Consider the following 25682-nt stretch of genomic DNA (forward strand, 5'->3'; position numbering starts at 1 on the left):
TTTTGTTAGGGCTTCGCCGCTTCGCGAGATAATTTGTACGAAAGCAACAACCGCAATATCTTCCGGGATATTGCGGTTGTTTTATTGGTTAGCTCCAGATAAATTTGAAAGGGCAGCATTCTCCACCTTCAGCCAAAGTCGTTTCTCTAATCATGCTTAATTTATTGCTGTATCCTTTGGCGAAAGGCTTATCGCGGGAACAGGAGAGTACGGAGCATAGTTCGTCCGGTAAACCCATTTCGCGGTATGATTCCTGATAACGGCAGCGGGTTACTTTTACTGTCAATTCATTGCCGTTAATTGAGATGTCCGCTACTTCTATGGCGTTACCTTTTTTCCAGATTTCTACCACTGTGGAAAAATGTTTAAGATTAGGAGTGTTTACGGAAGCGGCGAAAGCCTGCCCGGCTTTGCGGGCTGATTTTTGCAAGTTTTTGGTTATGACTTGCAGAGCTTTTTTCTTGCCGAACTTCTCTATCATGGTTTCGTAAAGTTCGCCGTAAAGCTCGGCTTCGATCAAGCGGCGGGAAATTTGTGATACAGGTTGTACTTTCATAATCAATCCAAAAGGGTTAAAGACTGTTTTGTAGATGAACCCGAATTCACGAGGAGAATAATGCGATTCAGGATTTTTATATTTGTTGTCTCGGTTCTGCTTTCATTCAGCTCCATGGCTGTGGCTGATGAATTGACTACCGAGATTCAGAAAACATACGATTCTATTAAAACTTTCAGAGCTGATTTTACCCAGACTTTGACCAATGCTGCAAGTAAGGAACAAGACATCCGTTCCGGTAAGATTACATTCAAACAACCCTCATTGCTGCGTTGGGAATCTGTAAAGCCGGAACCTGAGCTGCTTATCGTCGGTGAGTCCATTGTTTGGGATTATTTTCCAGAAGATAAACTGGCTTTGAAATACCGCACCCAGCAGCTTTTTAATTCCAAGACCATGATTAAATTCATCTCAGGGCAGGCCAAGCTCGAAGAGGATTTCGTGGTTGAAAATCAGGGTGAAGATAACGGGCTGATCAAGCTTAAATTGCTGCCTCTTGAGCCAGAAACAGGAATGGTGCTAGCTTTTGCTTGGATTGATCCGGAAAAGAAAATGATGCGCAAGGTGCTGGTGGTCGATTTCTATGGCAACGGAAATGAAGTCTCCATGAGCAACATTGAAATCGATCCCAATGTGGATAACGCTCAGTTCCAATTCATTCCTCCGGAAGGAGTGGATGTGGAAGACAATACTCAGAATTAATAGTATAATTAGCGCAAAAAAAAGGCCCGGATTTGATTATCAAATCCGGGCCTTTTTTTACTTCATTTTCAAATCTTTTTTCAATAAACCCAGCTCCTTGCCACTCAGCTCGCGCCACTTACCGGGCTTGAGATTACCAAGCTCAATGCGGCCTTGGCGGACTCTTTTGAGGCGCAGGATGGTCTTTTCGAACTCACCGAACATACGCCTGATCTGGCGGTTGATGCCTTGGCGCAGTTCCATTTCATACTTGGTGGTTTCGCCCACTTCGGTAATTGCTTTGATTTTGACCGGGGCCAGTAGCTCACCTTTATCCTCAAGGTACATGCCGTTTTGCATGACGGATAGTTCTTTTTCAGAAAGCTTGCCGCGTATGGTCACATGGTAGATTTTTGGCAGATGCCACTTGGGGTGGGTCATGCGGTTGCAGAGTTCACCGTCAGTGGTCAGCAGGAGCATGCCTTCGGAATAGAAGTCCAGCCTGCCCACGGGAAAGACCCTGCGTTTGACGATTTCAGGCGGAAGCAGGTTAAGTACTGTTTTGCGTCCCTGAGGGTCTTTGGCAGTAGTTACGGTCTCGATGGTTTTGTGCAGCAGGATATAGAGATCCTTGGATTCCTTGTCGTGCTGTATCAGTTTGCCGTTGACTTCCACCTGGTCATTTTCAGGATCAACCTGAATACCGGGGGAGTCGGCAAGTTCACCATTGATTTTAACCTTGCCCTTCTGGACAAGTTCATCAGCCCCGCGCCGTGAGGCTATCCCGGCGGAGGCAATATATTTATTGAGTCTGATTGTTTGTTTATCGGTCATGGAGGCTTTCTTAAGCCTTAATGACCTTGCTGGCAAGCTGCATGCTGGTGACTACATCGAGCATGTTTGTGGTTTCGCCTACTTTCTTTTTATCGAGCAGGTCAAAATGATCGAGGCAGGTTCCGCAGACAAGGATGGATACGCCTGCTTTTTCAAGTTCCTGAAGCTTGTCAAGGCATTTGCTGCCTTCGGTGGCCAGCTTTACCGCACCGTTGACCATGATGATTCTCCAGAGTGAATCACCAAGCTCTGGCAGGGTGGAAATAAAGTTGAACATCAGGCCGGCACCCAGTTTATCGTCACCGCTGCCTAAAACTTCGCTGTTCAGGAAAACAAGTGTTTTGCTGCCGACATTTGAAAGTTCTTCGTCGCTCATAACTTCGCATACTTCGCATTCAGCGGAAGATTCAGCAGAAACGTCTTTTTTCCCTTTGACCACGAAGAAACCATCTTTATCTTTGATGCTTACTTCATAGCCTTTAGTCTTCATGAAGCGGGAGACATTTTCTTTTGCCGCTTCATTATCAACAATAATTTTGATTTTAGCGGGATTATCGGATTCAATGGCATTCTTACACTTAAGTACGGGCTGCGGACAGGGCAAACCCTTGCAATCTATTTTAACTGACATTTAAGTTCTCCTTCTATTTTTCTAAAGATAACAGCGACTATCTTGTGGTCAAATTGATTTATTAAATAGAAAGAGTGTAAAGCGATCAGCTAAATCTATCTTTGCGTAATAGACACTTGCGATTGCAGCCAATGAGAAGTAAGGAAAAAGCGCAATCGGCGTTTAGCCACAATAAAGGAGTTTAATTTGCCTAAAGGCGGAAAATACAGCTATCTGAAAAACAAACATCTCATCAAGAGATGTCTTTCATATTTCGGACCGTACAAGTTCAAGATTTTTGTTGCATTTGTTTCCATGGCAATCGTTGCAGCAGCAACTGCCGCAACCGCGTACCTGATCCAGCCCGCAATGGATGATATATTCATCAACAAGGACCGCGAGGCCTTGAAAATGGTGCCTATCGCTTTTGTTCTGGTTATGCTGATCAAGGGCATTTTCAGGTTCTTGCAGACCTATTTAATGAACAGCACCGGTCTGCTGGTGCTGGAGCGGCTCAGAAACGATCTTTTTAACAAGATCATCTGTCTGCCCATGGATTTCTTTGAAGAAAGTCAGGTGGGCATGCTTATGTCCCGTATCCTGAACGATGTTATTGAAATCCGGGCCAGCCTGCCTTCATTTATTATGATGATCCGCGAAGCCTGTACCATCATTTGTTTGATCGGTTTGGTCTTCTACCGTGATCCTTACCTAGCTGCTTTTGCGGTGCTTGTTCTGCCGCTGGCTATTTTCCCGTTTTTTTACTTTGGAAGAAAGCTGCGTAAGCTGGGCCGTAAGAACCAGAGCAAGATTTCTGACATCAATGCACTGTTGCAGGAAAGCTTTAGCGGAGTGAAGGTTATTAAGGCTTTTGCCAATGAAAAACGTGAGACCGGTAAATTTGAGCAGGAAAACGGGCGTCTGGTCAAAATTGCAATTAAAGAAGTCCTGAACAGTGAACTTTCTTCACGAATCATGGAGATTGTCGGGGCTGTCGGTATCGGTCTTGTTCTCTGGTACGGCGGTTCTCAGGTAATTGAAGGTCATTCCACTCCAGGTACTTTTTTCTCTTTCATCGCCGCATTGGTCATGCTTTATGAACCGATCAAGAAGATGAACACTTCCAACCACACCATCCAGCGCGCACTTGCGGGGGCGGAAAGGGTCTTTGAGATTCTTGATTCTCCCAAGATCAATGTTGAGCAGGGCGGTTCTGTTGAGTTGGAACAAGATTTTAAAAAGCTTGAAATCAAGGACCTTACCTTCAGCTATCCTTCTTCTGAACAGCCTGTACTGGACAATATCAACCTTGATGTTGAAGCAGGGCAGAAGATTGCCATTGTCGGTCCCAGCGGATCAGGCAAGACCACACTGGTTAACCTGATTCCTCGTTTCTACGATGCCACGGAAGGTTCTATTACAATTAATGACAGGGCTGTCAGTGATTATACTCTGAAATCTCTGCGTTTGAATATCGGTATGGTTTCGCAGGAAACTTTCCTTTTCAATGCAACGGTGCGTGATAACATTGCTTATGTAAGTCAGGATGCCTCTATTGAGAGTGTCCAGCAGAGCGCAAAGAATGCCTTTGCCCATGAGTTTGTTGAAAAGCTGCCCGAAGGTTATGAGACCATGGTCGGCGAACGTGGGGTAAGGCTTTCCGGCGGGCAGAAACAACGTCTGACCATTGCCCGTGCACTGCTCAAGAACCCGCCGCTGCTCATCCTCGATGAGGCCACCAGTGCCCTTGATACTGAGGCTGAGCGCATCGTACAGATGGCTCTTGAAAATCTCATGAGGGACAGGACCAGTATTGTTATCGCCCACAGGCTTTCAACAGTGCTTTCTGCTGATGTGATCGTGGTTATGGAAAAGGGCATGATTGTTTCTAAAGGCAGCCACAAGGAACTTCTGGAAAAATGTCCCTTGTACATCAAGCTTTACAACATGCAGTTTCAGGATAATGGCTAGCCATGAAAATCAAGATTGATCCGGTTCAATTTGCGCCGCAGGTTGCATTTCTTTATCGCTGGTGGGTGCGCTCCATGCGTTTTGATATCAGCGGATATGAAAATATCATTGAACCGCATAAGCAGGGTAAACCACTTATGCTGGCTTTGTGGCACAATGAATTGTTCAGCCTGATCGGTCTTGGCTTTCTGGAAAAACTGCCGTTAGTGACCATGGCCAGTGACAGTAAGGACGGCCAGATTATTACTGAGGTTCTTGAGCGTATCGGCTATGAGGTTGCGCGCGGATCTTCTACCCGTGGCGGATTAAAAGCCATGCTCGGAGTTGCCCGGGTTATGCGTAAGAAAGGTAAGATCGGTGCCATCACCATGGATGGTCCCAAGGGGCCGCGCCATGAAGTAAAGTCTGGTATTCTGGCAATTGCTCAGAAGACTGGGGCTTCCATCATTCCCATGCGGGCTTATCCTTCAAAGCCTATTGTGTTTGAAAAGTCATGGGACAGGTTTGAGCTACCCAAGCCATTTATGCCCTGCAAAGTTTTGCTGGGAGAACCTTTTGAGGTTACCGAACAAAAACTTGATGAAGATATCTTGGCTAGCGAAGCCCGACGCCTTGAAGCAATCATGGCAAGTATGACTCCGGATTAGAGTCAACAGTTATAGATAGTAAGAGCGGCCCTGTTCCTAAGTGGAGCAGGGCCGCTTTTGTTTGGAGTTCTGTTTGTGGATTTATATGCCGGCAGCATTGCTGAGCCGTTCAATGAGATTTTCCAATTCCTGTGCTGTTCTTGCCAGTGAGGTGATGGATGTGGCTGACTCCTGCATGTCGGATTTGGTGTCACCGGCCAGCATTTTGAGGTCTTCAACGCTCTTGTGAATCTGGTCGTGAGCTTCAGATTGCTGGTCTGTGGCTTGGGCGATTTTTTCGATTTCAGTAGCAGTATCAACAGACATCCCTGAAATTTCCTGAAATGCCTGCACTGATTTTTCTACCAGCCCGCTTGCATGCACAACCGCTTCAACTGTCTGGTCTGTGTTTTCGATGTTGGCTTGGGCGGAACCTTGAATGCCTTTAATTGCATCTTCAACTTCCCGTGTGGATTGCATGGTTTTCTCCGCCAGTTTACGGACCTCATCTGCGACAACAGCAAAACCTCTTCCGGCTTCACCTGCGCGGGCGGCCTCGATTGCTGCGTTCAAAGCCAACAGGTTGGTCTGGTCGGCAATATCGTTGATAACCCCAATGATTCCGCCAATGGACTGGCTCTGTTCGCCGAGGTGGTGCATATTTTCTTTTACTGTGTCGGACAGGGCCTGTAGCTGGTCGATTGCCACGCTGGTTTCGGTCATAGTCTGCATGCCGTCTTCAGCTCGTGCGCGGGTTTGCTTGGCTTGCTCTGCTGCATTCTCAGCGTTGGTGACTGAGTTGAGCAGGGTCTGGTTCATTTCAGTGATTGCCTGCGATGAATATTCAATACGGTCGAACTGTTTTTCTGTGTTTGAGGAAACCTGATCAACCTGTGTTTCAATTTCTGAGGCACCTTTTGTTAGGTACTGAGAAATTGACTGTGCCTTTTCGGTAATTTCCACCATGACTTTGTGTTGTTCGCTGATCTGTTCTTCTTTGGCTTTAATATCACTCAGGTCAACGATGACTGCGAATCCGCCGATAAGTTCATTATCCAGATCATAGAGCGGGGCCGCGTCGATACGGACATCTCGGTAGTTGTCTTTTTTGGTTTTCCAGCGTCGTTCAACATTAACGATCGGCTGTTTTTCATCAAGGCAGCGGGTCAGGATTCCTTTTTCTCCGGGAGGGGCCTGCAGAAGTTCTTTTACTGGACGCCCGATCCAGCTATCGCAGGATTTTCCGCTTTCCAGCAATTCGCAAAGCGGCTGGTTAAGATATGAAATTTTAGCATCAGTATCAGATATAAGGCAGGGTACCGTCATGCCGTCCAGCATACCCTGCGAAAAACCGAGCTTGTTCTTGAGCTCAGCGACCATGACCTGAATTCCATCGGCCAGATTCTTGATTTCACTTTTGAATTTACCCTCAAGTGTGGCTTTAAAGTCGCCACTGGCAATGGCGGTAACAAATTTCTCAATTCGCTCAAGCGGGCCAAGAATGGAACGGCGCAGGAATATAAGAGTTACCAGTACAACAATAACCGCAGTGATTCCTGAGATGATCAAAGCAAAAATCCTGAGGGTGCTTGCTGCTTCAAACGCTTCCTCTTTGTGAATCTCAGAGATAAGGGCCCAGCGGGTTTTACCGATATCAATGGGGGAGTATGCTATGAGCTGTTCGATGTTGTTAACACCAGTCATAAGGTCGGTGTCGCTTTTGCCTTCCAAGGCTAATTTGACTACTTCGGAGTCGATTCTACCCTTATGCTGGTTTCTGAATGAGTTATTTACACTGCGATCAGGATTGAGTTCAGAATCCGAGCGCATCAAAAAATCTGACCCGACAAGGTAGGACTCACCAGTTTCACCCATACCAGAGCGCAGGGTCATGATGGAATTGATCTCGTTGAGAGGAATCCGCAGGGCAACAACGCCTTGGATATCCCCGGCGTGTGAGTGCACAGGGGCACAGACAAAAGCAACCGGAGTTCCGCCCATGGGCGCATAGGGTTCGAAGTCTGCAAAGACTATTTCGCCTTTGACAGCCTTTTTGAAAGCCCGGGCAAGGTTGGTGTTATTATATTGGCCTTTTTTAAAGTCCGCACCGAGATCTTTTTCCTTTTTAATGGAAAAGAGAACCCGACCATAATCATTCATAAGAAGGGCATCATCGTAGCCGAGTGTTTTAACAAAAGGGATGAAGGGAGTGGCTGCGTATTGGTGTACTTCCTTATATTCTTCGGAAGTAACATCCATGGGTTTCCCCGGAATCTCATATTCTAATGCGTATTCACCTATCAAGCCTACAGCGTTGTATACTTCTTTGACGTTGGAGAAGAGCTTTACTTCTTGGAACCACTTGTTGACCAGGTCTTGCAGGTTCTTCTTCTTTGCGTCACGGACGGACTCAAGTTGTCCAAAAGCCTGTTCAGATAGAGCTTTTGAAGCCATATCGACACTTAAAGTTCCAACAACTATAAGTGGGATTAGGCCGATGACAACGCAAAATGTAATTAGCTTTAATTTCAGAGACATGTAGGACTCCTCCTCGACTTTGTTGAGGGCAACTTATGTCGTCAAAGAATATATTGCTATGTCCTGATAGTTACGGTTGTGTGAAAAAATGCATTATTCCATGTAGATGCCTGTATTCTCAGAGGAAGAGCGTAGGGATTTTCTCGATGCTTAACGAAATTTATAAATGAAATTTTTTCGATTATATTTTATTTTAAAAAGTTTAATTTGGATGCGATTGACAATCATTTTCGATTAAAATAGTCTGCTCTCAGTTCTGCAATTAATCATTTTGAATAAGTTAGTGGTGGTCCATGAGAAAGATAGTAAATTTTTTTAATAGAAAAAAAGAATACAATAATAATGTAGCAAGTATGACGGTTCATCAATTTGCAGAGTCTCTTGGTAATGCAATTGATGCCAAGGATCATTACACCTGTTCGCATTCAGAAGAAGTAGCTGTTGTAGCGCAAGCCTTGGGGGTTCAGCTTGGCTTGGATGACCGGGAATGTGAGTTGCTGCACATTGCAGGTCATTTGCATGATATAGGGAAAATTGGTCTTCCTGATTCAATTCTAAAAAAAGAAGGCCGATTAACTCTTGAAGAATATGAAACTGTAAAACAGCACCCATCCATAGGGGCTGAAATTGTAAAGCCGGTAGCCTCAGTTTCCGGATTAGACCGTATTACCGGGATAATTCTTCATCACCATGAAAGGTTTGATGGAGAAGGTTATCCTTACAGTCTAAAAGGAGAACGTATCCCCTTTGGCGCGCGAGTTATTGCTGTTGCAGACACTCTTTCAGCTATGGCCAGCAATCGCCCTTACCGTAAGGCTATAGAATTCAGCAAAATCATCAAGGAGATCAAAAGTTGTTCCGGGACTCAGTTTGATCCTGTTATAGTAGATGCATTCATGGGAATCACGGATAAGGTTGAAAAATATTTTCAGCAAGGGAATTCTTTTGGTGAAGAACATGATCCTCAAAAAATTCGCGTCCCTGAACATGCGGTTTTAGTTCATCAATGATGCGACCTTTTGTGGGGATTCATTCTTTTCTCAAGTTCACGGACGCCCAGTGAACAGGGGAAAGTCAGTATAAAATACATGATGATTACAAGAGACCAGATTTCGAAAGTCCTGTAGGTAGCTGACATAAGCTCTTGACCGGCAAAGGTAAGTTCCTGGATGGAAATTACCGAGACAATTGAAGAGTCTTTGATTGTTGAGATAAATTGCCCGGCCAGCGGCGGCAGAGAGCGCGAAAAAGCCTGTGGCAGGATGATATAAATCAACTGATTTCTTCGATTGAAGCCAAGTGCTGCTGAGGCTTCCCATTGTTCCTTATCAATTGATTCTATTCCAGACCGGACTATTTCAGTTATGTAAGCTCCTTCAAAAAGGGCCATGGTCAGTACACCGGACAGAAAGGCCGGAAGCTGTTCCACCGGGCCGAATAAAGTTGTGAGAATCGGAGAGGTGCTGTCATCAAGAGAATATGAAAGTTCGGTAATTCCGGTCGCCTGCATAATCTGATCGCCAAGGAAGAAATAAAAGATAAATATCAGTACCAAAGGCGGAATATTGCGAATCAGCCCAACATAGCTGCTGGAAATCATGCGAAGTAGAGGGCTTGGGCTGACCCGCCACATGCCCATGATTGTTCCGGCGAGAAGTGCCAGCAGGATGGACCAGAGCGAGAGCCGTAATGTTACCAGCAATCCCTGTGTGAGCATTCCAGCTCTCCAATTTCCTGAATTGCTGTCAAATCGAGCGATATAATCAGGAATTACGGACCAGTCCCAGTTATAGTTCAGCCCTTGCGCCAGATGGCGGAAAATTAAAATAACTCCTCCTATGATACATGCTAATAGCAGGATATCACGGGAGGAGATTTTGTTTTGTGAATCGAACATTTATATTGCTATTTTATCTGCGTCTTCCAAGGGTCGGTCTTGAACCAATGTTGGTAACGGGCTTTGAGCCAGCCATTGGAATTGCAGATCCTTATCCAGTTATTAAGGTAAGTTAAAAAGTCAGGATCGCCTTTCCGGACAGCAAATCCGCTCGGCTCACGGGCGAATCCGGATTTCATAGGCAGATACAGTTTCTTAGGATACTTTTGTGCAAGCATCCGCGGCAGAGGCTGAGACAACATGAGGCAGGAAACATCGCCGTTTAACAATGCTTCGATGGATTTTTCCTCATTTTCAAAAACAACAGCTTTTGCCTTGGGAGTATAATTTTTTACTGCATTCTCGGCAGTTGTGCCGAGGCGTACACCTATACGGATCTTGGGGCTATTAAAGTCTTCCAGAGCAAATAGATGCGCAGGGCCGCCAACTCTTGCGTTATTATAGTCTGCGCGGCTCATCTTGCCTGTTTCAACGTTTTTATTCGCGACAATGGACATTGAGTTGAATTCATATGGGTCGGAAAAATTAACCTTGAGAATTCGTTCAGGAGTCATATTCATGCCGCATATGATGATATCGAACTTGTGTGCCACCAGAGCGGGAATAATGGAATCCCAATCCGTGGGCACGAAGCTTAATTGCACCCCCATATCTAAAGCAAGCCTTTTGGCAACATCGACTTCAAAGCCAATATACTGACCATCTTGGTCTTTCATGACCCAGGGTTCAAAAATCGAGATTCCAACTTTGAGTGTTTTGCGTTGGAGAATTTTTTCAAGGGTACTGCCTTTAGAAAAATCTCGCCCAATGTCTTCAGCCATAACCGGGAAAGCCAGACTAATCGCTAGAATTGCAGCTGCAATACTTACACTGAGAGTTCTCCATAGTGTCATCGTAACCTCCGATGGTTTAAATACGCTTTGTCATTTTCGAGAGATATTGATGTCGACTTCGAAAAGAAAGCGTTATTTAGAATGGGTCATCTTCATTGTAAGCTATATTTAAAAATAGTGGAAGCAGGCTGTAAAAAAGACATAAGTGTCGCACTGAATCTAATGAAACAATGCAAAACACTTTAAAATAGCTCCTCTCACGACAGTTGTGTCATGAAAGGAGCTTGTCTTGGTTCTCTAAGAGATGTCTTTTATTCCACCTGAGACTTCCAGTCTTCTGTTTTAAACCAGTAGTTGTAGCGGGCTTCAAGCCAACCTTCAGAGTTGCAGACTCTGATCCAGTTGTTGAGGTAGTTCAAAAAGTCCGGATCGCCTTTACGGACTGCGAAACCAATGGGTTCGCTGGTGAAATCAGCCTGCAAGGGCAGGTAGAGCTTGCCGGGGTATTTATTTACAAGGGTTTCAGGCAGGGGATTGGAGGCTACAAGACAAGCGGCCTTGCCGTTGAGCAGTTCTTGAATAGATGCTGCCTCATCGTTGAATTTAAGGAGCTTAGCCTTGGGCAGGAAGTTTTTAGCTGCCTTTTCAGCTGTGGTGCCGAGGCGGACAGAAACACGGGTTTCAGCATTATTGAAATCAGCCAGTGACGATTTTCCGGCTGCCACATCTTTGTTCGCTACGATGGACATGCCGCTGAATTCATACGGATCGGAAAAATTGACCTTTAGGTTGCGTTTAGGGGTGATACCCATACCGCCGATAATGATGTCGAATTTACCGGTGAGCAGGGCAGGAATGATGCCGTCCCATTTGGTTGGGATAAAACGGATTTTCACACCCATATCTGATGCCAGACGTTTTGCTACATCGATTTCAAAACCGATAAATTCACCATTTTTGCCTTTCATGGCCCATGGCTTAAAGGTGGAAAAGCCTACTCTCAGGGTTTCTCGTTTAAGGACTTTTTCAAGTGTGCTGTCCTGGGAAAGATTCTGTCTTGCATCTCCAGCCCAAACGGCGGAAGAGAGGCCCATGATCAGAATCGCGGTAGTAATACCTACGCTGATAGTTCTCCATAAGGTCATTGTTTTCCTCCAGAGTGTTAGTACTTGATTTACCATTCGCTCTTGAACTTACGTGCTGCATTATCCAATACCCACGAGAGCAAAAGCGTGATTGAAAGATATATGGCTGCCACAGTAAACCATATCTCAAAAGTTAGAAAGGTTTCAGAGATAATTGATTGTCCCTGCATAGTAAGGTCGTAAATGGCGACAGTGCTGACCAATGCGGAATCCTTAACAAGAGCGATAGCCTGTCCTGCAAGGGGAGGGGCTATTCGTGGTACGGCCTGTGGAAGGATTACATTCATATATGCGAATTTTTTATCTCCACCCAAGCTGAAGGCAGCTTCCCATTGTCCTCTGTCGATAGAGGTTATTCCCGCTCTGAAAATTTCAGAAGCATAGGCACCTTCAAAAAGGCTGAGGGCAATGACTGATGCCCAGAATCCGTCGATGCCGACAATGGGGGCAACTACAAAGTAGATGAAGAAAAGCTGGATCAGTAAAGGGGTGTTGCGGATTATTTCCAGATAAATGCGGGCAAGAGCTTTCGCGGTAAATGAACCGGATAAACGCATGATTGCTGTTCCCAGCCCGATCACAAAGGTCAGCACAAAACTTAAACCTGTAATCTCAAGAGTCACTTTCAGCCCTTCAAGCAGGGGGCCGGGAATGAATTCCCCTTCATTAAAGCTGAAAAGGAAGCCCGGAACACGGAACCACTGCCAATTATAACCAAGCGATTCCGTACCCTTATATAAAAGGTAGCAGAAACAGGATACAATTATACTGAAGAGCAGGGAGTCAAAAAGGAATTTTTTTTTATTATCGGCCTTTAGGTGCTGGCCGTCAGAATCAAACATTCTACTTAAGTACTATGAAATTAAACACAAATCCAGAAAGTTGTTAAATCAGACTAGTCAATGACAATTTGGATGAAATGTTGGTACTTTTTTACTGTCATGCTGTGAATTTTCTTTGTGAATCTGTTTCCATTTATTTTTATTTTGTGTATAAGTGTGGTTCGTTTCCTGTTTTAATTCCAGCTGAAAACAACTTGCTTGGTTTATTAAAGTAATGGAGGAGAAATGAATAGGGAAATAGTCAGGTTTATACAAAACAGATTGAATGAAGAAGGATTCAACCTCGCCTGTGACGGTATTGCCGGCCCCAAGACCATGGAAGCTTTAAGGAGTTTGGCGGTAATTGGTGAACATTGGACAAGGCGTGAGTGTCTAGCCGGATATCTGCAGATGTTAATGGGCAAAATTTCGAATCCTGTAGTAATTAATGGACGCTGGACTGACGAAACCGATGCAATGTACCGCAAGTTAAAATTTCATTATGACTCCATTTCCGGCAATGCTTCAGGACCCCTTAAATGGCCTTCACAGAGCGAAGATGAATTGTATAAATTCTATGGCAAAGTTGGACAACATCAGGTCCGGCTTCATCTTCCGTATCCTCATGTTTTGGCTTGGAATCCCAAGAAAGTTGTGAATTCATACTCCTGCCATGAAAAAGTTCATGACAGCCTTGAACGTGTTTTGCACCGGGTGCTTGAACATTACGGATATGATAGAATTCAGGAATTGAATCTTGATAAGTGGGGCGGTTGCCTGAACGTACGTAGGGTTAGGCAGGGTAGCCGTTACTCAACACATAGCTGGGGGATTGCAGTGGATTACGATCCTTCACATAACCAACTCGATTGGGGCCGCGATAAGGCCGTATTTGCTCAGCCGGAGTATGATAAATGGTGGGAGATTTGGACTGATGAGGGTTGGACCAGTTTAGGTCTGGCCAAAAATTATGATTGGATGCACATACAAGCTGCTGCAATTTAGAAATAAAAAATCCCTCTCAATTCCTAAGAACTGAGAGGGATTTTTCATTGCGATGGGAATATCTTACATCATTCCGGATACTTTATCCATCAAACGCACGAGCTGGTTAGTGAAGCTGGCTTCGTTGTCGTACCAGATGATGAGTTTGAGCATTTTGCCGTCCATGACTTCGGTCAGCGGACCGTCAACAACACCGCCGTGGGTGTCGCCGAGATAGTCGGTGGAGACGAGGGGCTTTTCTGTGTAGCCCATGTGCTCATTCGCTGCCTTGGCAAGCACGGCGTTAACTTCTTCCTTGGTGGTTTCACGACCGAGATCGCAGGTAAGGTCCACAAGAGAGACGTTGGGTGTGGGAACACGGATAGACATACCGTCCAGCTTACCTTCCAGTTCCGGGATAACCATGGTTACAGCCTTGGCTGCGCCTGTGGTAGTGGGTACCATGTTCACTGCGCAGGCACGGGCACGGCGGATATCCTTGTGGGAACCGTCCAGAACCCTCTGGCTCATGGTGTAGGCATGAACAGTGGTCATCAGGCCGCGTTCAAGGCCGAATTCATCGTTAATGACTTTGGCAACGGGGGCAAGACAGTTAGTGGTGCAGGATGCGCCGGAAATAATGTTGTGCTCCGGTTTGATGTCTGCATCGTTAACACCCATTACGACAGTCAGGTCAGCATCAATTCCGGGGGAGCTGATGATAACTTTCTTCGCACCGCAGGCCATGTGCTTTTCACAGCTTGCACGGTCACGGAATTTACCTGTTGTTTCAACAACCATGTCGCAGCCGAGGTCTTTCCAAAGCCACTCGCCGGGAGCGCATCTGGTTACCTTGATCTGCTTGCCGTTGATGGTGAAGCCGTCATCGTTGGCTTCCACATCTGCATGGAAAGTTCCGTGTACGGAATCGTGCTTGAAAAGAAGAGCGAGGTCTTCATTTGATGCACGGGCGTTGATTGCAACAAGATCGAAATCCTTACTGTCGTGAATCAGGCGGACGAGGTAGCGCCCGATTCTGCCAAATCCATTAATACCTACTTTTACAGCCATTGCTTGTTTTCTCCTTATTCTGTCTAAGAAATCTCGAAAACCCGGGCAGCTTCCCTAGCTAATCCGGTTATATTCAAAATTTCAGGGGCTGAACACATCTGGGCCGCGATTTTCCCTGGTTGCGGCGCGTTCAATTGCCCTGAGACATTCTTCCCTTTGGCATCTATAAAGATGCGGGTCCCTGGTTTAGTAATACAGGCCGTTAATTCCCTAAAAAAACGGCCTGTAAAAAATTATGCGGTATTGGAGCAGCCCAGCACGTTGATAATCTTGTGGCGGACCATTTCCTTAACAGCCTTGCGGGATTCACCCAGATAGCCCCTCGGGTCGAAGACAGTGGGGTTCTCAGCCATGAATTTGCGGATGACTCCAGTCATTGCAAGGCGGATGTCAGTATCGATATTAATTTTGCAAACTGCTTTGGATGCAGCTTTGCGCAGGAGGTCTTCGGGGACGCCCTTTGCTCCGGCGATGTCACCGCCGAATTCATTTGCCATGGCAACGAATTCAGGAACAACGCTGGATGCACCGTGCAGAACGATGGGGTATTTGGGCAGCAAAGAAGCGATTTTATCAAGACGGTCAAAATCAAGTTTTGCTTCGCCGGTGAATTTGTATGCGCCGTGGCTGGTGCCGATGGCGATAGCGAGGGAGTCGCAGCCTGTGCGCTCTACGAATTCAACAGCTTCGTCAGGATCGGTGTAGATGGTCTTGTCGGAAACAACATCTTCTTCAACGCCTGCGAGACGTCCAAGCTCTGCTTCAACCCATACGCCTCTTTCGTGAGCGTATTCTACCACTTTCTTGGTTTCAGCGATGTTTTCCTCAAAAGGAAGATGTGAGCCGTCAATCATGACTGATGTGAATCCGCCGTCGATGACTTCTTTGCAGATCTCAAAGTTTGCGCCGTGGTCGAGATGAAGTACTACCGGCAGGTCAGTGTCGAGCAGTGCAGCTTCCATGAGTTTCATGATGTAGCCCAGACCGGCGTATTTTTTAGCACCGGCGGAAACCTGAAGAATGAGGGGAGCGTTCTCCTCGCTACCCGCTTCCATGATTCCCTGAATGATCTCCATGTTGTTCACGTTGAACGCGCCAATGGCATAGCCGCCGGCATAGGCTCCCTCGAACATTTCCTTGGGCGAAACTAGTGGCATGTAATCCTCCTTAGTGGATAACTATACTTAAATGATGACGCGGCATTTTCCCTGAAATTATTTCCTGGCAAACAATATATTTTGTTTGCCATACTTCCCTTATTCAGTTGCAGTTGCCGCAAATTAGTTCCAAATACACTCTATATATCCTATCAAGAAACAAAATGTCCATATACTCTTTAAAAAGACATGGACTATATACCGAAGCTTTGCTCCAGAGTTGCAATTGCCTCCCGATCGGTGAAATCAAAATGCAGTGGTGTCATGGTGATATGGCCCTTGGTCAGCAGATCCCTGTCTGTGCCGGGGCTGATTTTTTCTTTCGGCATAACACCGTTCAGCCAGTAATATTTATGTCCGCGCGGGTCTTCCCTTGCTTCATACCAGTCCTGCCATGAGACACGGGTATGGCGGCATATTTTAAGTTCTTCGGCATCCTTGACCGAAACAGCCGGGAAATTCAGGTTAACCACGGTTTTCTCACCTAGTTTATCCCAAGGGATTTTTCTGAGCAGCTCTGCGCAGTAATCCCCCTGATCTGTCAGTTCTTCCGGTTTGAAGCTGTCGTAAGAAACAGCCATGGCCGGGTAACCCATCAGCGCACCTTCGGTTGCAGCGGAAACTGTTCCCGAGTATAGAATATCAACGCCGACGTTGGCTCCGCTGTTAATGCCGGAAACCACGATGTCCGGTTTTGTCTCCAGCAGGGTGGTTAATCCGAGCTTGACGCAATCTACTGGAGTCCCGTAAACACCCAGCCCGGTAAAACCGTCTTCTTCAAATTTCTTGACTCGAAGGGGTGAAGAGAGCGATACGGCGTGTCCCACCGCGGATTGTTCCGCAACAGGGGCGACCACTTGAACATTCATTCCGGCCCGTTTCAGGCCGTGATAGAGGGCGCGCAGGCCCACTGCCTGAATGCCGTCATCGTTGGTCAGAAGTATATTCATCAGTTTTCTCCGGTGGACATTTCAAAAATAATTGGACAGTCTTCCCGTGGGTTGACTATGAATACAAATTCCGGGCAGTTATATAAAAACGCCGTTGACAAGTTTAAAAAAATCGTTGCCTGTTGGCGAGGTATCAAAGCAATTCAGGAATAGCAAGAAGTGTCACAAAAATATACATATATTAAAGATCTTATAAACGGGGAGAGAGTCAAGGATATCTTTCTCATCGGCGATGCCCAACTGCGTGAATCAAGGAATGGTCCGTTTTGGAATCTGCGTTTGCAGGACAATTCCGGAGCGGTTGAGGCGAAAATTTGGAGTCCGTTAAGTCAATCTTTTCCAGCACTTGAAGCCGGGATGTTTGTTGTTGCCGGGGGGATGGTCGGATCATTCAGGGATAAACCGCAATTGACTGTGGAAGTCCTTGATATTCTTAATCCTGAATATGCCGGACTGGATATCACTGATTTTCTTCCTTCGAGCAAAGAAAGGCCTGAAGATATGATGCAGGAACTGGACTATCTGATTGCAGAGCACATGGTCCATATCCCTTGGAAGAAATTTTGTCGTAAGGTGCTCAAAGATGAAACCGTGCATAACCGTCTTCTGACCGCCACCGGAGCCAAGGCCGTTCATCATGCATACGTAGGTGGTCTGTTGGAGCATACATTGGCTGTGGCCAAGCTGTGTATGTCCATTTGCGATAATTATCCTGAAGTTGACCGTCAGGTTGTTTTGGCAGCTGCTATATTCCATGATCTGGGTAAGGCGTGGGAACTTTCAGGCGGTTTGACCAATGATTACACCGATGAAGGGCGTCTGCTTGGACATATTCATATTGGGGTTGAAATCCTTGAACCTTTTTTACAGAAATCCAAGGACCTTGATCCAAAGTTAAAGCTTCACTTGAAGCATTTAATTCTTTCCCATCACGGTGAATATGAATTCGGCGCACCTAAACGCCCTAAAACGCCTGAAGCCTTTATTTTGCATTTTGCTGATAATATTGATGCAAAAATGAATACAATTTTCGCGGAATTAGGTAAGTTGGAAGGCTCAGAAAGTAACTGGACTCCGTATCAGCGGTTTCTGGACAGATATTTATACAAGGCGGAGAAATCTCCTGATAACCCGTCGAGCAAGTGTGAACTCAAAAAATCGGAGGCTCAATGTTCATTACCTTTGAAGGCATAGAAGGGACCGGCAAAACTACCCAGATCAAGATGCTTACAGCTTTTCTTGAAGAGTCCGGACATAGTGTTGAAGTTACCCTTGAGCCGGGAGGCAGCCGGATCGGTAAAGAGTTGCGTAAAATCCTGCTTAACATGGACAGTACTGATATTACCGGTGAGTGTGAGCTTTTTCTTTACCTTGCAGACCGCGCCCAGCACGTAGGGCAGGTGATTAAACCTGCCGTTGATGCCGGAAAGATTATTATTTCCGATCGGTTTGCGGATTCCACTATTGTTTACCAAGGATACGGACGGGGCCTTGACCCGAAGCTGCTGCGAGAATTGAATGATGTCGCAGTTTCAGGCAATTGGCCTGACCTGACCATTCTTTTGGATATTGACCCTGAGATAGGATTGAAACGAGCCATGACCCGCAACCTGCAGGAAAACAAGATGCAGGAAGAAGGACGTTTCGAAGCGGAGTCCCTTGAATTTCACAACCGGGTCCGGGAAGGGTATTTAACCTGGGCCGCACTTAACAATGAAAGGATCGTTGTAGTTAACGCTGACCAGACTCCGGATGAAATTTTTGCTGAAATTAAGGAAAAGGTAGTGGAGCGGATAAAAGGAAACTTCGTTACTAACGGTTAGCTTCCGGTTTTATACATTTTTTTGTAGAGCGCAGCCCATTGGGCTGCGCTTTTTTTTTGCAGTGTTATTATTTAGTAAAAGAGTGTGAAGTGCGTATTTGTTATTTTAAATCTCAGATTTTAGTTTTCAAGAACAACTAAATGCATAGTGATGTATCTTTGATGTATAACATTTTAAAATTGATATTACTTAGTGCAGTTTTTATCTATGAACCACCAAAATATGCATCAAAAACAATAATCTTCCATTTGGGGTTGACGCTATCATAGTTAAATGGTTTAAGAGTAATTAGATTTTTCAATACATTAGCATTCGTGTGAGAGTGGGTATCAAAGTGAGACTGATGCCGTATAGCCGGAGCTAATGGATAAAAGTTTAGTGTACATTGCGGCCTTTTTAGGCAGGAGCGTTTCCAGCCTTGAATTGAAGACTGCAATGTTAGGGGGTAAACCCTACTATCTTTAATTAGAGGATGGAGGTTTTTATGAAATTCTCTGTGGGACTCGGAAAAGATGGAGCGGAAGAACGCCTTGAGCAGAATGGCGTCTCCCGCCGCGATTTCATGAAGTTCTGCGCAACAACCGCCGCTGTTATGGGAATGGGACCCGCTTTTGCGCCAACCGTAGCGGAAGCCCTGACTCAGAAAAAGCGTCCTTCTGTTGTCTATCTGCATGCAGCTGAATGCACTGGCTGCTCAGAAGCTGTTCTTCGTACTGTTTCTCCTTACATCGATGCTCTTATTCTCGACACTATTTCCCTCGACTACCATGAAACCATCATGGCTGCCGCCGGTCATGCCGCGGAAGAAGCCCTGCATGAAGCAGTGCATTCTCCTGAAGGTTACATCTGTGTTGTTGAAGGTGGTATCCCCACTATCGAAGGTGGAGCATGGGGTAAAGTTGGTGGTAAAACCATGCTTGAAATCGTGCAGGAAATCGTTCCTCACGCAAAAGCAACTATCTGTATCGGTACCTGCGCCTGCTACGGCGGTGTGCAGGCTGCTGCACCCAACCCATCCCAAGCTAAAGGTGTTTCCGAAGCGCTTGGCGGCGTAACCACCGTAAACCTGCCCGGTTGCCCGACCAACCCGTTCAACTTCGTGGGTACTGTAGTTCATTATTTGACCAAGGGTATCCCCGAACTTGATGATGTTGGTCGTCCGACTCTCTTCTACGGTGAGTCCGTGCATGACAACTGCCCGAGACTCAAGCATTTTGATAATGATGAATTTGCACCTTCCTTTTCATCTGAAGAAGCTAAAAAAGGCTACTGCCTCTATGAGCTCGGATGTAAGGGGCCGGACACCTACAATAACTGTCCGAAAGTCAAGTTTAATCAGACCAACTGGCCTGTTGAGGCCGGTCACCCCTGCATCGGTTGCAGTGAGCCCGATTTCTGGGATGAAATGAGCCCGTTCTACGAGCAGGGCTAGTGCTGTCAACTACATAGAAGTTTAAAGCTAACTTTCTATTCATTTGGAGGATTGTATATGTCTGGTTGCAAGGCTAAATCGGGCCCCGCTGTAATGGCGACCCCTTTTGATAAGAATTACACCGGTCCGGTGATTGTCGACCCGCTTACCAGAATTGAGGGCCACCTCAAGATTGAAGTAGAGGTCGAAAACGGTAAAGTAAGTAATGTATGGAGTAGCTCCCAGCTCTTCCGCGGCCTGGAGATTATCCTGAAAGGCCGTGATCCCCGCGATGCTCAGCATTTCACCCAGCGTTCCTGCGGTGTATGTACTTATACTCACGCTCTGGCTTCTACACGTTGTGTAGATAATGCTGTTGGTGTTGATAAGAACCTGCCTGAAAATGCTCGTCTCATTCGTAACCTCGTACTGGGTGCTCAGTATCTGCATGACCACATCGTGCATTTCTATCATCTGCATGCCCTTGACTGGGTTGACGTAGTAAGCGCACTTCAGGCTGATCCTGTTAAGGCTGCCAAGATTGCAAACAGCCAGTCTACCCGCGTTACCAAGGCCGAAGACCTCAAGGCTGTTCAGGAAAAACTGAAGAAGTTTGTTGATTCCGGCCAGCTCGGTATCTTCACCAATGCATACTTTCTCGGTGGGCATGATGCCTACTACCTGCGTCCCGAAGAAAACCTCATTGCTACTGCCCACTATCTTGAAGGTCTGCATCTTCAGGTTAAGGCTGCACGTGCAATGGCTGTTTTCGGCGCAAAGAACCCGCACACCCAGTTCACCATCGTGGGCGGTGTAACATGCTACGATTCCTTGACTCCGAAACGTATTCAGGAATTCAAGGATCTTTATAATGAAACAATGGCATTTGTTAACGAATGCTACATTCCTGACCTGCTGATGGTCGCATCCTACTATAAAGATTGGGCCGGAATCGGTGGAACCACCAACTTCCTGACCTTCGGTGAATTCCCGGATGTTGAAGCAGACATCAACAGCCGCTTCCTCGAGCAGGGCGTAATCATGAACCGTGACCTCAGCAATGTCATGGATTTCAACCCTGACTCCATCAAGGAAGATATCAGCCATAGCTGGTATGACGGTGACTCTTCCCTGCATCCGTACGATGGCGAAACCGAACCCAAGTACACCAACTATGAAGACCGTGACCGTTACTCATGGATGAAAGCTCCCCGCTACAAAGGCGAATCCATGGAAGTTGGTCCGCTGGCACAGATGCTCGTATCCTATGCGCGCGGCAATAAGGACGTTGTTCCTGTTGTTAATCATGTTCTCAGCACCCTCGGTGTTGGTCCTGAAGCCCTGTTCTCTACTCTTGGTAGAACTGCAGCTCGTGGTATTGAGACTGTTGTTGCCGGTAACAAGATGACTGACTGGGTTAACAACCTCGAAGACAACGTTGCTTCCGGTAACACTGACCTCGCGGTTGAGTGGGAAATGCCTGATGAAGCAGAAGGCGTTGGCTTTGTTGGCGCACCTCGTGGTGGTCTGTCTCACTGGATCAAGATCAAGGGCGGCAAGATCGAAAACTTCCAGTTGGTTGTACCTTCCACCTGGAACCTCGGTCCCCGTTGTAACCAGAACAAGATGTCCGCAGTTGAAGAAGCTCTCATGGGAACACCTATTGCTGATCCCAAGCGCCCTGTTGAAATCCTGCGTACCGTTCACTCTTATGACCCCTGCATCGCTTGTGGCGTACACGTCATCGATGCTCACACCAACGAAGTTCACAAGTTCAAGATCCTCTAGTTGGGTCAAGCTTCATGTAAATATTGCGGGAGCCCGTACTGCGGGTTCCCGTTTTTTGATTTCAAGCGTAATATTTTGATTTTTTTATTGAATTTCTATTACGAATTAAGCTAAATATTTCTATAAGGATGGATATAGAAATGGATAAAAAAATTTTAGTTCTTGGTGTGGGAAACATACTTTTTACTGATGAAGGTATCGGCGTAAAGGTAGTAAATGAACTGATGAATCAGTACTCATTTTCCGACAACGTTGAAGTTATGGACGGTGGCACTCTTGGTACCAAGCTGATGGGCCCTATGATGGAATGCGATTTCCTGATCGTAGTGGATGCTGTTCTGGGGAATGACGAGCCCGGTTCGGTTTACCGCTTGACAGGAGAGGATTTGCGTAGGAGTCTGGCTTTTAAGGATTCAATGCATCAGACTGATCTGCTCGACACAATGGTCCTGTGTGATTTGTGTGACAGGCGTCCTGAATGTGTGGTTATCGGTGTGGAGCCGAAGGATTACCAGACCATGCATGACGAAGTTTCTGATGTAACGCTGGAGCGGCTTCCTTTCATGATGGAGAAGGTGCTTGAGGAAGTTTCTGCGGCCGGCGGCAGTTATGAAAAGATGGCCTAGTGCCGATAAGGGGTGTTTTCCATGTGTTTAGCTATTCCTGTTCAGATTGTGTCCATTGAAGATCAAGTTGCGAAATGTAAAGTGGGTGAAGGAGAGACCTACCTTGATGCTTCACTCATGCTCTTGGCCGATGAAGTTGAAATTGGTGACTACCTCATTGTCCATGCCGGATTTGCGCTGCGTAAGCTCGATCCTAAAGAAGCGGAAGAAACCCTGAAAATTTTACGCGACATGGTTGAATTGACTGAAGCTGAGAAGAATAAAGCGTGCAACGCTTAAAAGTTTTGTTTTTTCAATAAAAAATCCCGGCAACCTGAGGGGCTGCCGGGATTTTTTATTGTATATGAATTATTCTATTTTGCGAATTTTCTTTTAAGTCCCAAAAGTCCGACCAAGGATGCTCCGAGGAGCCATATTGCGCCGGGAATGGGGGTGGGGGCTGAAGGCTTTTCAACCACATATCCACTGATCATGGAGGAAACTGCTGATCCCTCGTCGTTCCATTGGTAGTTGAATCTTTGATCTGCACTCAAGTGAAACTCGTCAATTCGTGAGTTGTTGGGCTCTGCACTGTACCAGTCGGTATAATCCCATTCTTCACCAGTTACCCAGTGCCAATTGGAAGTAGGGTCTTGCCTGTTCTCATCTCCGGTCTGGTAGGCTCCAAGCCAATAAGCCTTATCCAATCCCTGAAAGACTGTGCTTTTAAGGAAATTGTTTTCGGCTTCGGAAGTAATTGTTACCAGATGTCCACCGGCAGCTTCTGCTGCAAGTTTAGCATCGTTCCAATTTATTCCACTTGATTGGACAACAGTATACTCTGAATTGCCAAAAGTAAAAGTCGAAGCAATTGCTGATCCGCCAGTAAATACAAAAAGTATTAACATTAGCGTTAATGCATTAAAATATTTCATCATGACCTCCCCCATAGTCCCCGTTATCCTTTTATTCGTAAAAAGAATATTAGGAAATCATGTATTGTGCAAGTATTACTTGGGGAAAGTGTGGCCTAAATCTGGGCTCTACATAAAAAATCAAGAAATAATAATATAGTACTGAGCAAAATTATTTGAAAGAAAATACCACTGTTCAAGCATGTGAATCAGTGATAATTATGCAAATCTAAATTTCAGCAACATTTTGGAGATATTATGATAAATCAAGAGCGAATTCTTGACCTTTTTTTTGACCTTGTTCAAATCGACAGCCCTTCATTGAAAGAGAAGGAAGTAGCTGCTTATCTACGTGAAAGAATGGACAAAAGAGGCTACACTGTTCAAGAAGATAAAGCAGGTGAGCTGAGTGGTGGAAACACCGGAAACCTCATCGTGCATGTGCCGGCTACCGGAAAAGGGGAGCCTGTTGCATTCTCAGCACACATGGACTGCGTTCAGCCCTGCATCGGTGTTGAGCCGATCATTGACGGAGATTTAGTCCGCAGTGCCGGGGAAACTGTTCTCGGTGGTGATGACAAGGCCGGGATTGCCATGGCTATTGAGGCTCTCAATCATCTGGAAGAGGAATCAATTCCTCATCCAGACATTTATTTTGTTTTCTCCATTTGTGAAGAGGCCGGTATGCACGGCGCAAAGAACCTGGACACAGATTTGCTTCCGGCCAAAGACATCGTCATTCTTGATTCAAGCGGAGATGTGGGAACCATAGTTGTTGCCGCACCAGCTAAGGCCGGAATTAATATTACTTTCACCGGTAAATCCGCTCATGCCGGAATCGCACCGGAAGAGGGCATTAGTGCAATCCAGATTGCAGCCGAAGCTGTTTCAAAGATGAATCTGCTGCGCATTGATGAAAGCACTACCGCAAACCTCGGCCGCATCGAGGGCGGTAGCGCGACTAATATTGTTTCTGAAACAGCAACTCTGACAGCTGAAGCTCGTTCCCTGCACGATGACTCACTTAACAAACAGCTTGAACACATGGAAGCTTGCTGTGTTGCAGCTGTTGAAAAAATCGGTGGCGAATATAAATTTGAATATGAAATTTCATATCCGGCCCTTAAAGTAGCTGATGACAGCAAGTTGCTGGCACGTGTTGAAGATGCCTGCAAAAATATCGGCGCTACTCCAAAAAGAGTTCCTACCGGTGGCGGCAGTGATGCTAATATCCTTTACGGTAAAGGTTTTAATGCTGTTACCTTGGGAATAGGCATGAGCAAGGTGCACACCACAGAAGAATTTATTAAAATCGAAAGTCTGACCAGTTGCGCGGAACTGGTGGCTGAGATTATGAAAAGCTAGATCGAATATTTTTCCCTGAAGTTGAAGTTTTACTTTAACTTCAGGGGAAGTAATTATCTGATTTCGGAGGATAAAAATGCCTTTACCCGAAAAAGACGCCATAATATTTCATCCCATTGGATACATCAGGTCTCCCCATAAAACCCTCGAAGGCATGCCTATACAGCCTTCTGGAGCCAAGGATGATGAAGGGACAATTGAGTTGCACGAAGCCTTGGAAGAGGGATTGCAGGACCTTGAAGGGTTTTCGCATATCATCCTGCTGTATCACTTCCATAAGAACGATGGTTACAAGCTCAAGGTAAAGCCGTTTATGGATACAGAGGAGAGGGGACTCTTTTCAACTCGTGCTCCGCGCAGGCCGAATATGATCGGAATGTCCACTGTTGAACTTCTTCGTATAGAAGGCAACATCCTTCATATCAAAGGTGTTGATGTACATGACGGAACTCCGTTGATTGACATCAAGCCTTATGTGAAAAAGTTTGATGCTGTTCCTGCGGACCGTTTCGGTTGGCTTGAGAAGAATGCTGAAAAGTCTGAGACTTTGAAGTCTGATGAGCGGTTTGTAGAAGATTAATATTTATTTCTTTTTCTGAAAAGCAAAAGCCCCTGTCTTTCGACAGGGGCTTTTTTTGAGGAATAGACTGTAGTTAATTAAGTTATTACCTGATTCCCTCAGGATGGCAGGCAGAGTTGACACAACCGGTCATTTCCTTGTCATTGCCGAATTCCTTTACGTGACAGCCGAGGCAGGAAGCGCGCTTAAGGTCTTTGCGCTTGTAGTGCATGGCTTTGAAGTAGGACTTGTAACCTTTCGCCGGAACAGGCTCAAAGTTGTCATGACAATCGGCACAACTGGTCGGTTCGCCTGTCTTTTTCATTTTGTGGTGGCAGTCAGCACATTCGTAGTTTTCATGGCTGGAATGGTTGAATACTACACCGTGATCTTTATCACTTTTGCCCTTGATGAAGTTGATGACCAGATCATCATCCGGTGCGGTCCAATCTTCCTGTGCGCCCGCGCCGATGGCGACGAACACAATGCCCATCAAACACAGGCATGCGATCAATAATTTTTTCATCTTATCTCTCCTGCCTG

26 protein-coding genes are annotated in these 25682 nt (G+C 46.0%); 13 read left to right on the forward strand and 13 right to left on the reverse strand.

Annotated features, from left to right (window positions below; genetic code table 11):
- Positions 1 to 88 precede the first annotated feature (88 nt).
- On the reverse strand, positions 89 to 556 hold the full coding sequence (locus tag ACO05Z_RS09125; protein ID WP_421901865.1) for an L-2-amino-thiazoline-4-carboxylic acid hydrolase: 468 nt from the start codon (positions 554 to 556) through the stop codon (positions 89 to 91).
- A gap of 60 nt (positions 557 to 616) precedes the next feature.
- Between ACO05Z_RS09125 and lolA the strand changes: the two genes are divergently transcribed.
- Positions 617 to 1258, forward strand: a complete 642-nt coding sequence (gene lolA, locus ACO05Z_RS09130; RefSeq protein WP_421901866.1) for an outer membrane lipoprotein chaperone LolA — start codon at positions 617 to 619, stop codon at positions 1256 to 1258.
- Positions 1259 to 1315: 57 nt separating this feature from the next.
- Here the strand turns inward: lolA and ACO05Z_RS09135 are convergent, their stop codons facing one another.
- Complete coding sequence (locus tag ACO05Z_RS09135; RefSeq protein WP_421901867.1) at positions 1316 to 2071, reverse strand: pseudouridine synthase; 756 nt, start codon at positions 2069 to 2071, stop codon at positions 1316 to 1318.
- Between the two features lie 10 nt (positions 2072 to 2081).
- Positions 2082 to 2702, reverse strand: coding sequence for a sulfurtransferase-like selenium metabolism protein YedF (gene yedF / locus ACO05Z_RS09140; protein ID WP_421901868.1), 621 nt, complete (start codon positions 2700 to 2702; stop codon positions 2082 to 2084).
- Between the two features lie 186 nt (positions 2703 to 2888).
- On the opposite strand from yedF, the gene ACO05Z_RS09145 reads away from it, so the two are divergent.
- Together ACO05Z_RS09145 and ACO05Z_RS09150 are read left to right on the forward strand one after the other, a co-directional pair.
- Positions 2889 to 4652 (forward strand): ABC transporter ATP-binding protein, encoded by a 1764-nt coding sequence (locus ACO05Z_RS09145; RefSeq protein ID WP_421901869.1) that lies wholly within the window; start codon positions 2889 to 2891, stop codon positions 4650 to 4652.
- Between the two features lie 2 nt (positions 4653 to 4654).
- A complete protein-coding gene (locus ACO05Z_RS09150; RefSeq protein WP_421901870.1) occupies positions 4655 to 5299 on the forward strand; it encodes a lysophospholipid acyltransferase family protein in 645 nt (214 codons plus the stop codon).
- Positions 5300 to 5380: 81 nt separating this feature from the next.
- On the opposite strand, the gene ACO05Z_RS09155 is transcribed toward ACO05Z_RS09150, so the two are convergent.
- Entirely contained in the window at positions 5381 to 7816 is a 2436-nt protein-coding gene (locus tag ACO05Z_RS09155) for a methyl-accepting chemotaxis protein (RefSeq protein ID WP_421901871.1), read from the reverse strand.
- A 293-nt stretch (positions 7817 to 8109) separates the two neighbouring features.
- Here ACO05Z_RS09155 and ACO05Z_RS09160 point away from each other — a divergent pair, with 293 nt between their 5' ends.
- On the forward strand, positions 8110 to 8826 hold the full coding sequence (locus ACO05Z_RS09160; protein ID WP_421901872.1) for an HD-GYP domain-containing protein: 717 nt from the start codon (positions 8110 to 8112) through the stop codon (positions 8824 to 8826).
- Here ACO05Z_RS09160 and ACO05Z_RS09165 read toward each other — a convergent pair.
- The 4 genes from ACO05Z_RS09165 to ACO05Z_RS09180 all read right to left on the reverse strand — a co-directional run bounded on the left by ACO05Z_RS09165 (position 8820) and on the right by ACO05Z_RS09180 (position 12533).
- Entirely contained in the window at positions 8820 to 9533 is a 714-nt protein-coding gene (locus ACO05Z_RS09165; RefSeq protein ID WP_421901873.1) for an amino acid ABC transporter permease, read from the reverse strand. The genes ACO05Z_RS09160 and ACO05Z_RS09165 overlap by 7 nt on opposite strands.
- A gap of 188 nt (positions 9534 to 9721) precedes the next feature.
- Positions 9722 to 10606, reverse strand: coding sequence for a transporter substrate-binding domain-containing protein (locus tag ACO05Z_RS09170; RefSeq protein WP_421901874.1), 885 nt, complete (start codon positions 10604 to 10606; stop codon positions 9722 to 9724).
- A 251-nt stretch (positions 10607 to 10857) separates the two neighbouring features.
- A complete protein-coding gene (locus ACO05Z_RS09175; protein WP_421901875.1) occupies positions 10858 to 11691 on the reverse strand; it encodes a transporter substrate-binding domain-containing protein in 834 nt (277 codons plus the stop codon).
- 29 nt (positions 11692 to 11720) lie between these two features.
- Positions 11721 to 12533 carry an amino acid ABC transporter permease gene (locus tag ACO05Z_RS09180; RefSeq protein WP_421901876.1) on the reverse strand — a complete coding sequence of 271 codons (813 nt, stop codon included), beginning with the start codon at positions 12531 to 12533 and terminating at the stop codon, positions 11721 to 11723.
- Positions 12534 to 12758: 225 nt separating this feature from the next.
- Here ACO05Z_RS09180 and ACO05Z_RS09185 point away from each other — a divergent pair, with 225 nt between their 5' ends.
- On the forward strand, positions 12759 to 13517 hold the full coding sequence (locus ACO05Z_RS09185) for a peptidoglycan-binding domain-containing protein (protein ID WP_421901877.1): 759 nt from the start codon (positions 12759 to 12761) through the stop codon (positions 13515 to 13517).
- A gap of 63 nt (positions 13518 to 13580) precedes the next feature.
- Here the strand turns inward: ACO05Z_RS09185 and gap are convergent, their stop codons facing one another.
- The 3 genes from gap to surE form a co-directional block, all read right to left on the reverse strand.
- Positions 13581 to 14567 carry a type I glyceraldehyde-3-phosphate dehydrogenase gene (gene gap / locus ACO05Z_RS09190; RefSeq protein ID WP_421901878.1) on the reverse strand — a complete coding sequence of 329 codons (987 nt, stop codon included), beginning with the start codon at positions 14565 to 14567 and terminating at the stop codon, positions 13581 to 13583.
- 233 nt (positions 14568 to 14800) lie between these two features.
- The gene (fba, locus tag ACO05Z_RS09195) at positions 14801 to 15724 is read right to left on the reverse strand and encodes a class II fructose-1,6-bisphosphate aldolase (RefSeq protein WP_421901879.1); all 924 of its coding nucleotides are present in this window, start codon (positions 15722 to 15724) and stop codon (positions 14801 to 14803) included.
- Positions 15725 to 15918: 194 nt separating this feature from the next.
- Complete coding sequence (surE, locus tag ACO05Z_RS09200) at positions 15919 to 16674, reverse strand: 5'/3'-nucleotidase SurE (protein WP_421901880.1); 756 nt, start codon at positions 16672 to 16674, stop codon at positions 15919 to 15921.
- A 159-nt stretch (positions 16675 to 16833) separates the two neighbouring features.
- Between surE and ACO05Z_RS09205 the strand changes: the two genes are divergently transcribed.
- From ACO05Z_RS09205 to ACO05Z_RS09230, 6 genes are all read left to right on the forward strand, one after another.
- Positions 16834 to 17868, forward strand: coding sequence for a 3'-5' exoribonuclease YhaM family protein (locus ACO05Z_RS09205; RefSeq protein ID WP_421901881.1), 1035 nt, complete (start codon positions 16834 to 16836; stop codon positions 17866 to 17868).
- Positions 17844 to 18497, forward strand: a complete 654-nt coding sequence (gene tmk / locus ACO05Z_RS09210; RefSeq protein ID WP_421901882.1) for a dTMP kinase — start codon at positions 17844 to 17846, stop codon at positions 18495 to 18497. The genes ACO05Z_RS09205 and tmk overlap by 25 nt, the downstream gene beginning before the upstream one ends.
- 484 nt (positions 18498 to 18981) lie before the next feature.
- Positions 18982 to 19929, forward strand: coding sequence for a hydrogenase small subunit (locus ACO05Z_RS09215; protein ID WP_421901883.1), 948 nt, complete (start codon positions 18982 to 18984; stop codon positions 19927 to 19929).
- Positions 19930 to 19986: 57 nt separating this feature from the next.
- Positions 19987 to 21696 (forward strand): nickel-dependent hydrogenase large subunit, encoded by a 1710-nt coding sequence (locus ACO05Z_RS09220; protein ID WP_421901884.1) that lies wholly within the window; start codon positions 19987 to 19989, stop codon positions 21694 to 21696.
- A 134-nt stretch (positions 21697 to 21830) separates the two neighbouring features.
- Positions 21831 to 22322 (forward strand): HyaD/HybD family hydrogenase maturation endopeptidase, encoded by a 492-nt coding sequence (locus tag ACO05Z_RS09225; RefSeq protein WP_421904179.1) that lies wholly within the window; start codon positions 21831 to 21833, stop codon positions 22320 to 22322.
- A 21-nt stretch (positions 22323 to 22343) separates the two neighbouring features.
- The gene (locus tag ACO05Z_RS09230) at positions 22344 to 22601 is read left to right on the forward strand and encodes a HypC/HybG/HupF family hydrogenase formation chaperone (RefSeq protein WP_421901885.1); all 258 of its coding nucleotides are present in this window, start codon (positions 22344 to 22346) and stop codon (positions 22599 to 22601) included.
- A gap of 74 nt (positions 22602 to 22675) precedes the next feature.
- On the opposite strand, the gene ACO05Z_RS09235 is transcribed toward ACO05Z_RS09230, so the two are convergent.
- On the reverse strand, positions 22676 to 23209 hold the full coding sequence (locus ACO05Z_RS09235; protein ID WP_421901886.1) for a lectin-like protein: 534 nt from the start codon (positions 23207 to 23209) through the stop codon (positions 22676 to 22678).
- Between the two features lie 264 nt (positions 23210 to 23473).
- On the opposite strand from ACO05Z_RS09235, the gene ACO05Z_RS09240 reads away from it, so the two are divergent.
- Both ACO05Z_RS09240 and tsaA read left to right on the forward strand, forming a co-directional pair.
- Complete coding sequence (locus ACO05Z_RS09240) at positions 23474 to 24580, forward strand: M20/M25/M40 family metallo-hydrolase (RefSeq protein ID WP_421901887.1); 1107 nt, start codon at positions 23474 to 23476, stop codon at positions 24578 to 24580.
- A gap of 76 nt (positions 24581 to 24656) precedes the next feature.
- The gene (gene tsaA, locus ACO05Z_RS09245) at positions 24657 to 25160 is read left to right on the forward strand and encodes a tRNA (N6-threonylcarbamoyladenosine(37)-N6)-methyltransferase TrmO (protein WP_421901888.1); all 504 of its coding nucleotides are present in this window, start codon (positions 24657 to 24659) and stop codon (positions 25158 to 25160) included.
- 85 nt (positions 25161 to 25245) lie between these two features.
- On the opposite strand, the gene ACO05Z_RS09250 is transcribed toward tsaA, so the two are convergent.
- A complete protein-coding gene (locus ACO05Z_RS09250; protein WP_421901889.1) occupies positions 25246 to 25665 on the reverse strand; it encodes a cytochrome c3 family protein in 420 nt (139 codons plus the stop codon).
- Between the last annotated feature and the right edge of the window lie 17 nt (positions 25666 to 25682).

This window comes from Maridesulfovibrio sp., assembly GCF_965230075.1.
Taxonomy (GTDB): domain Bacteria; phylum Desulfobacterota; class Desulfovibrionia; order Desulfovibrionales; family Desulfovibrionaceae; genus Maridesulfovibrio.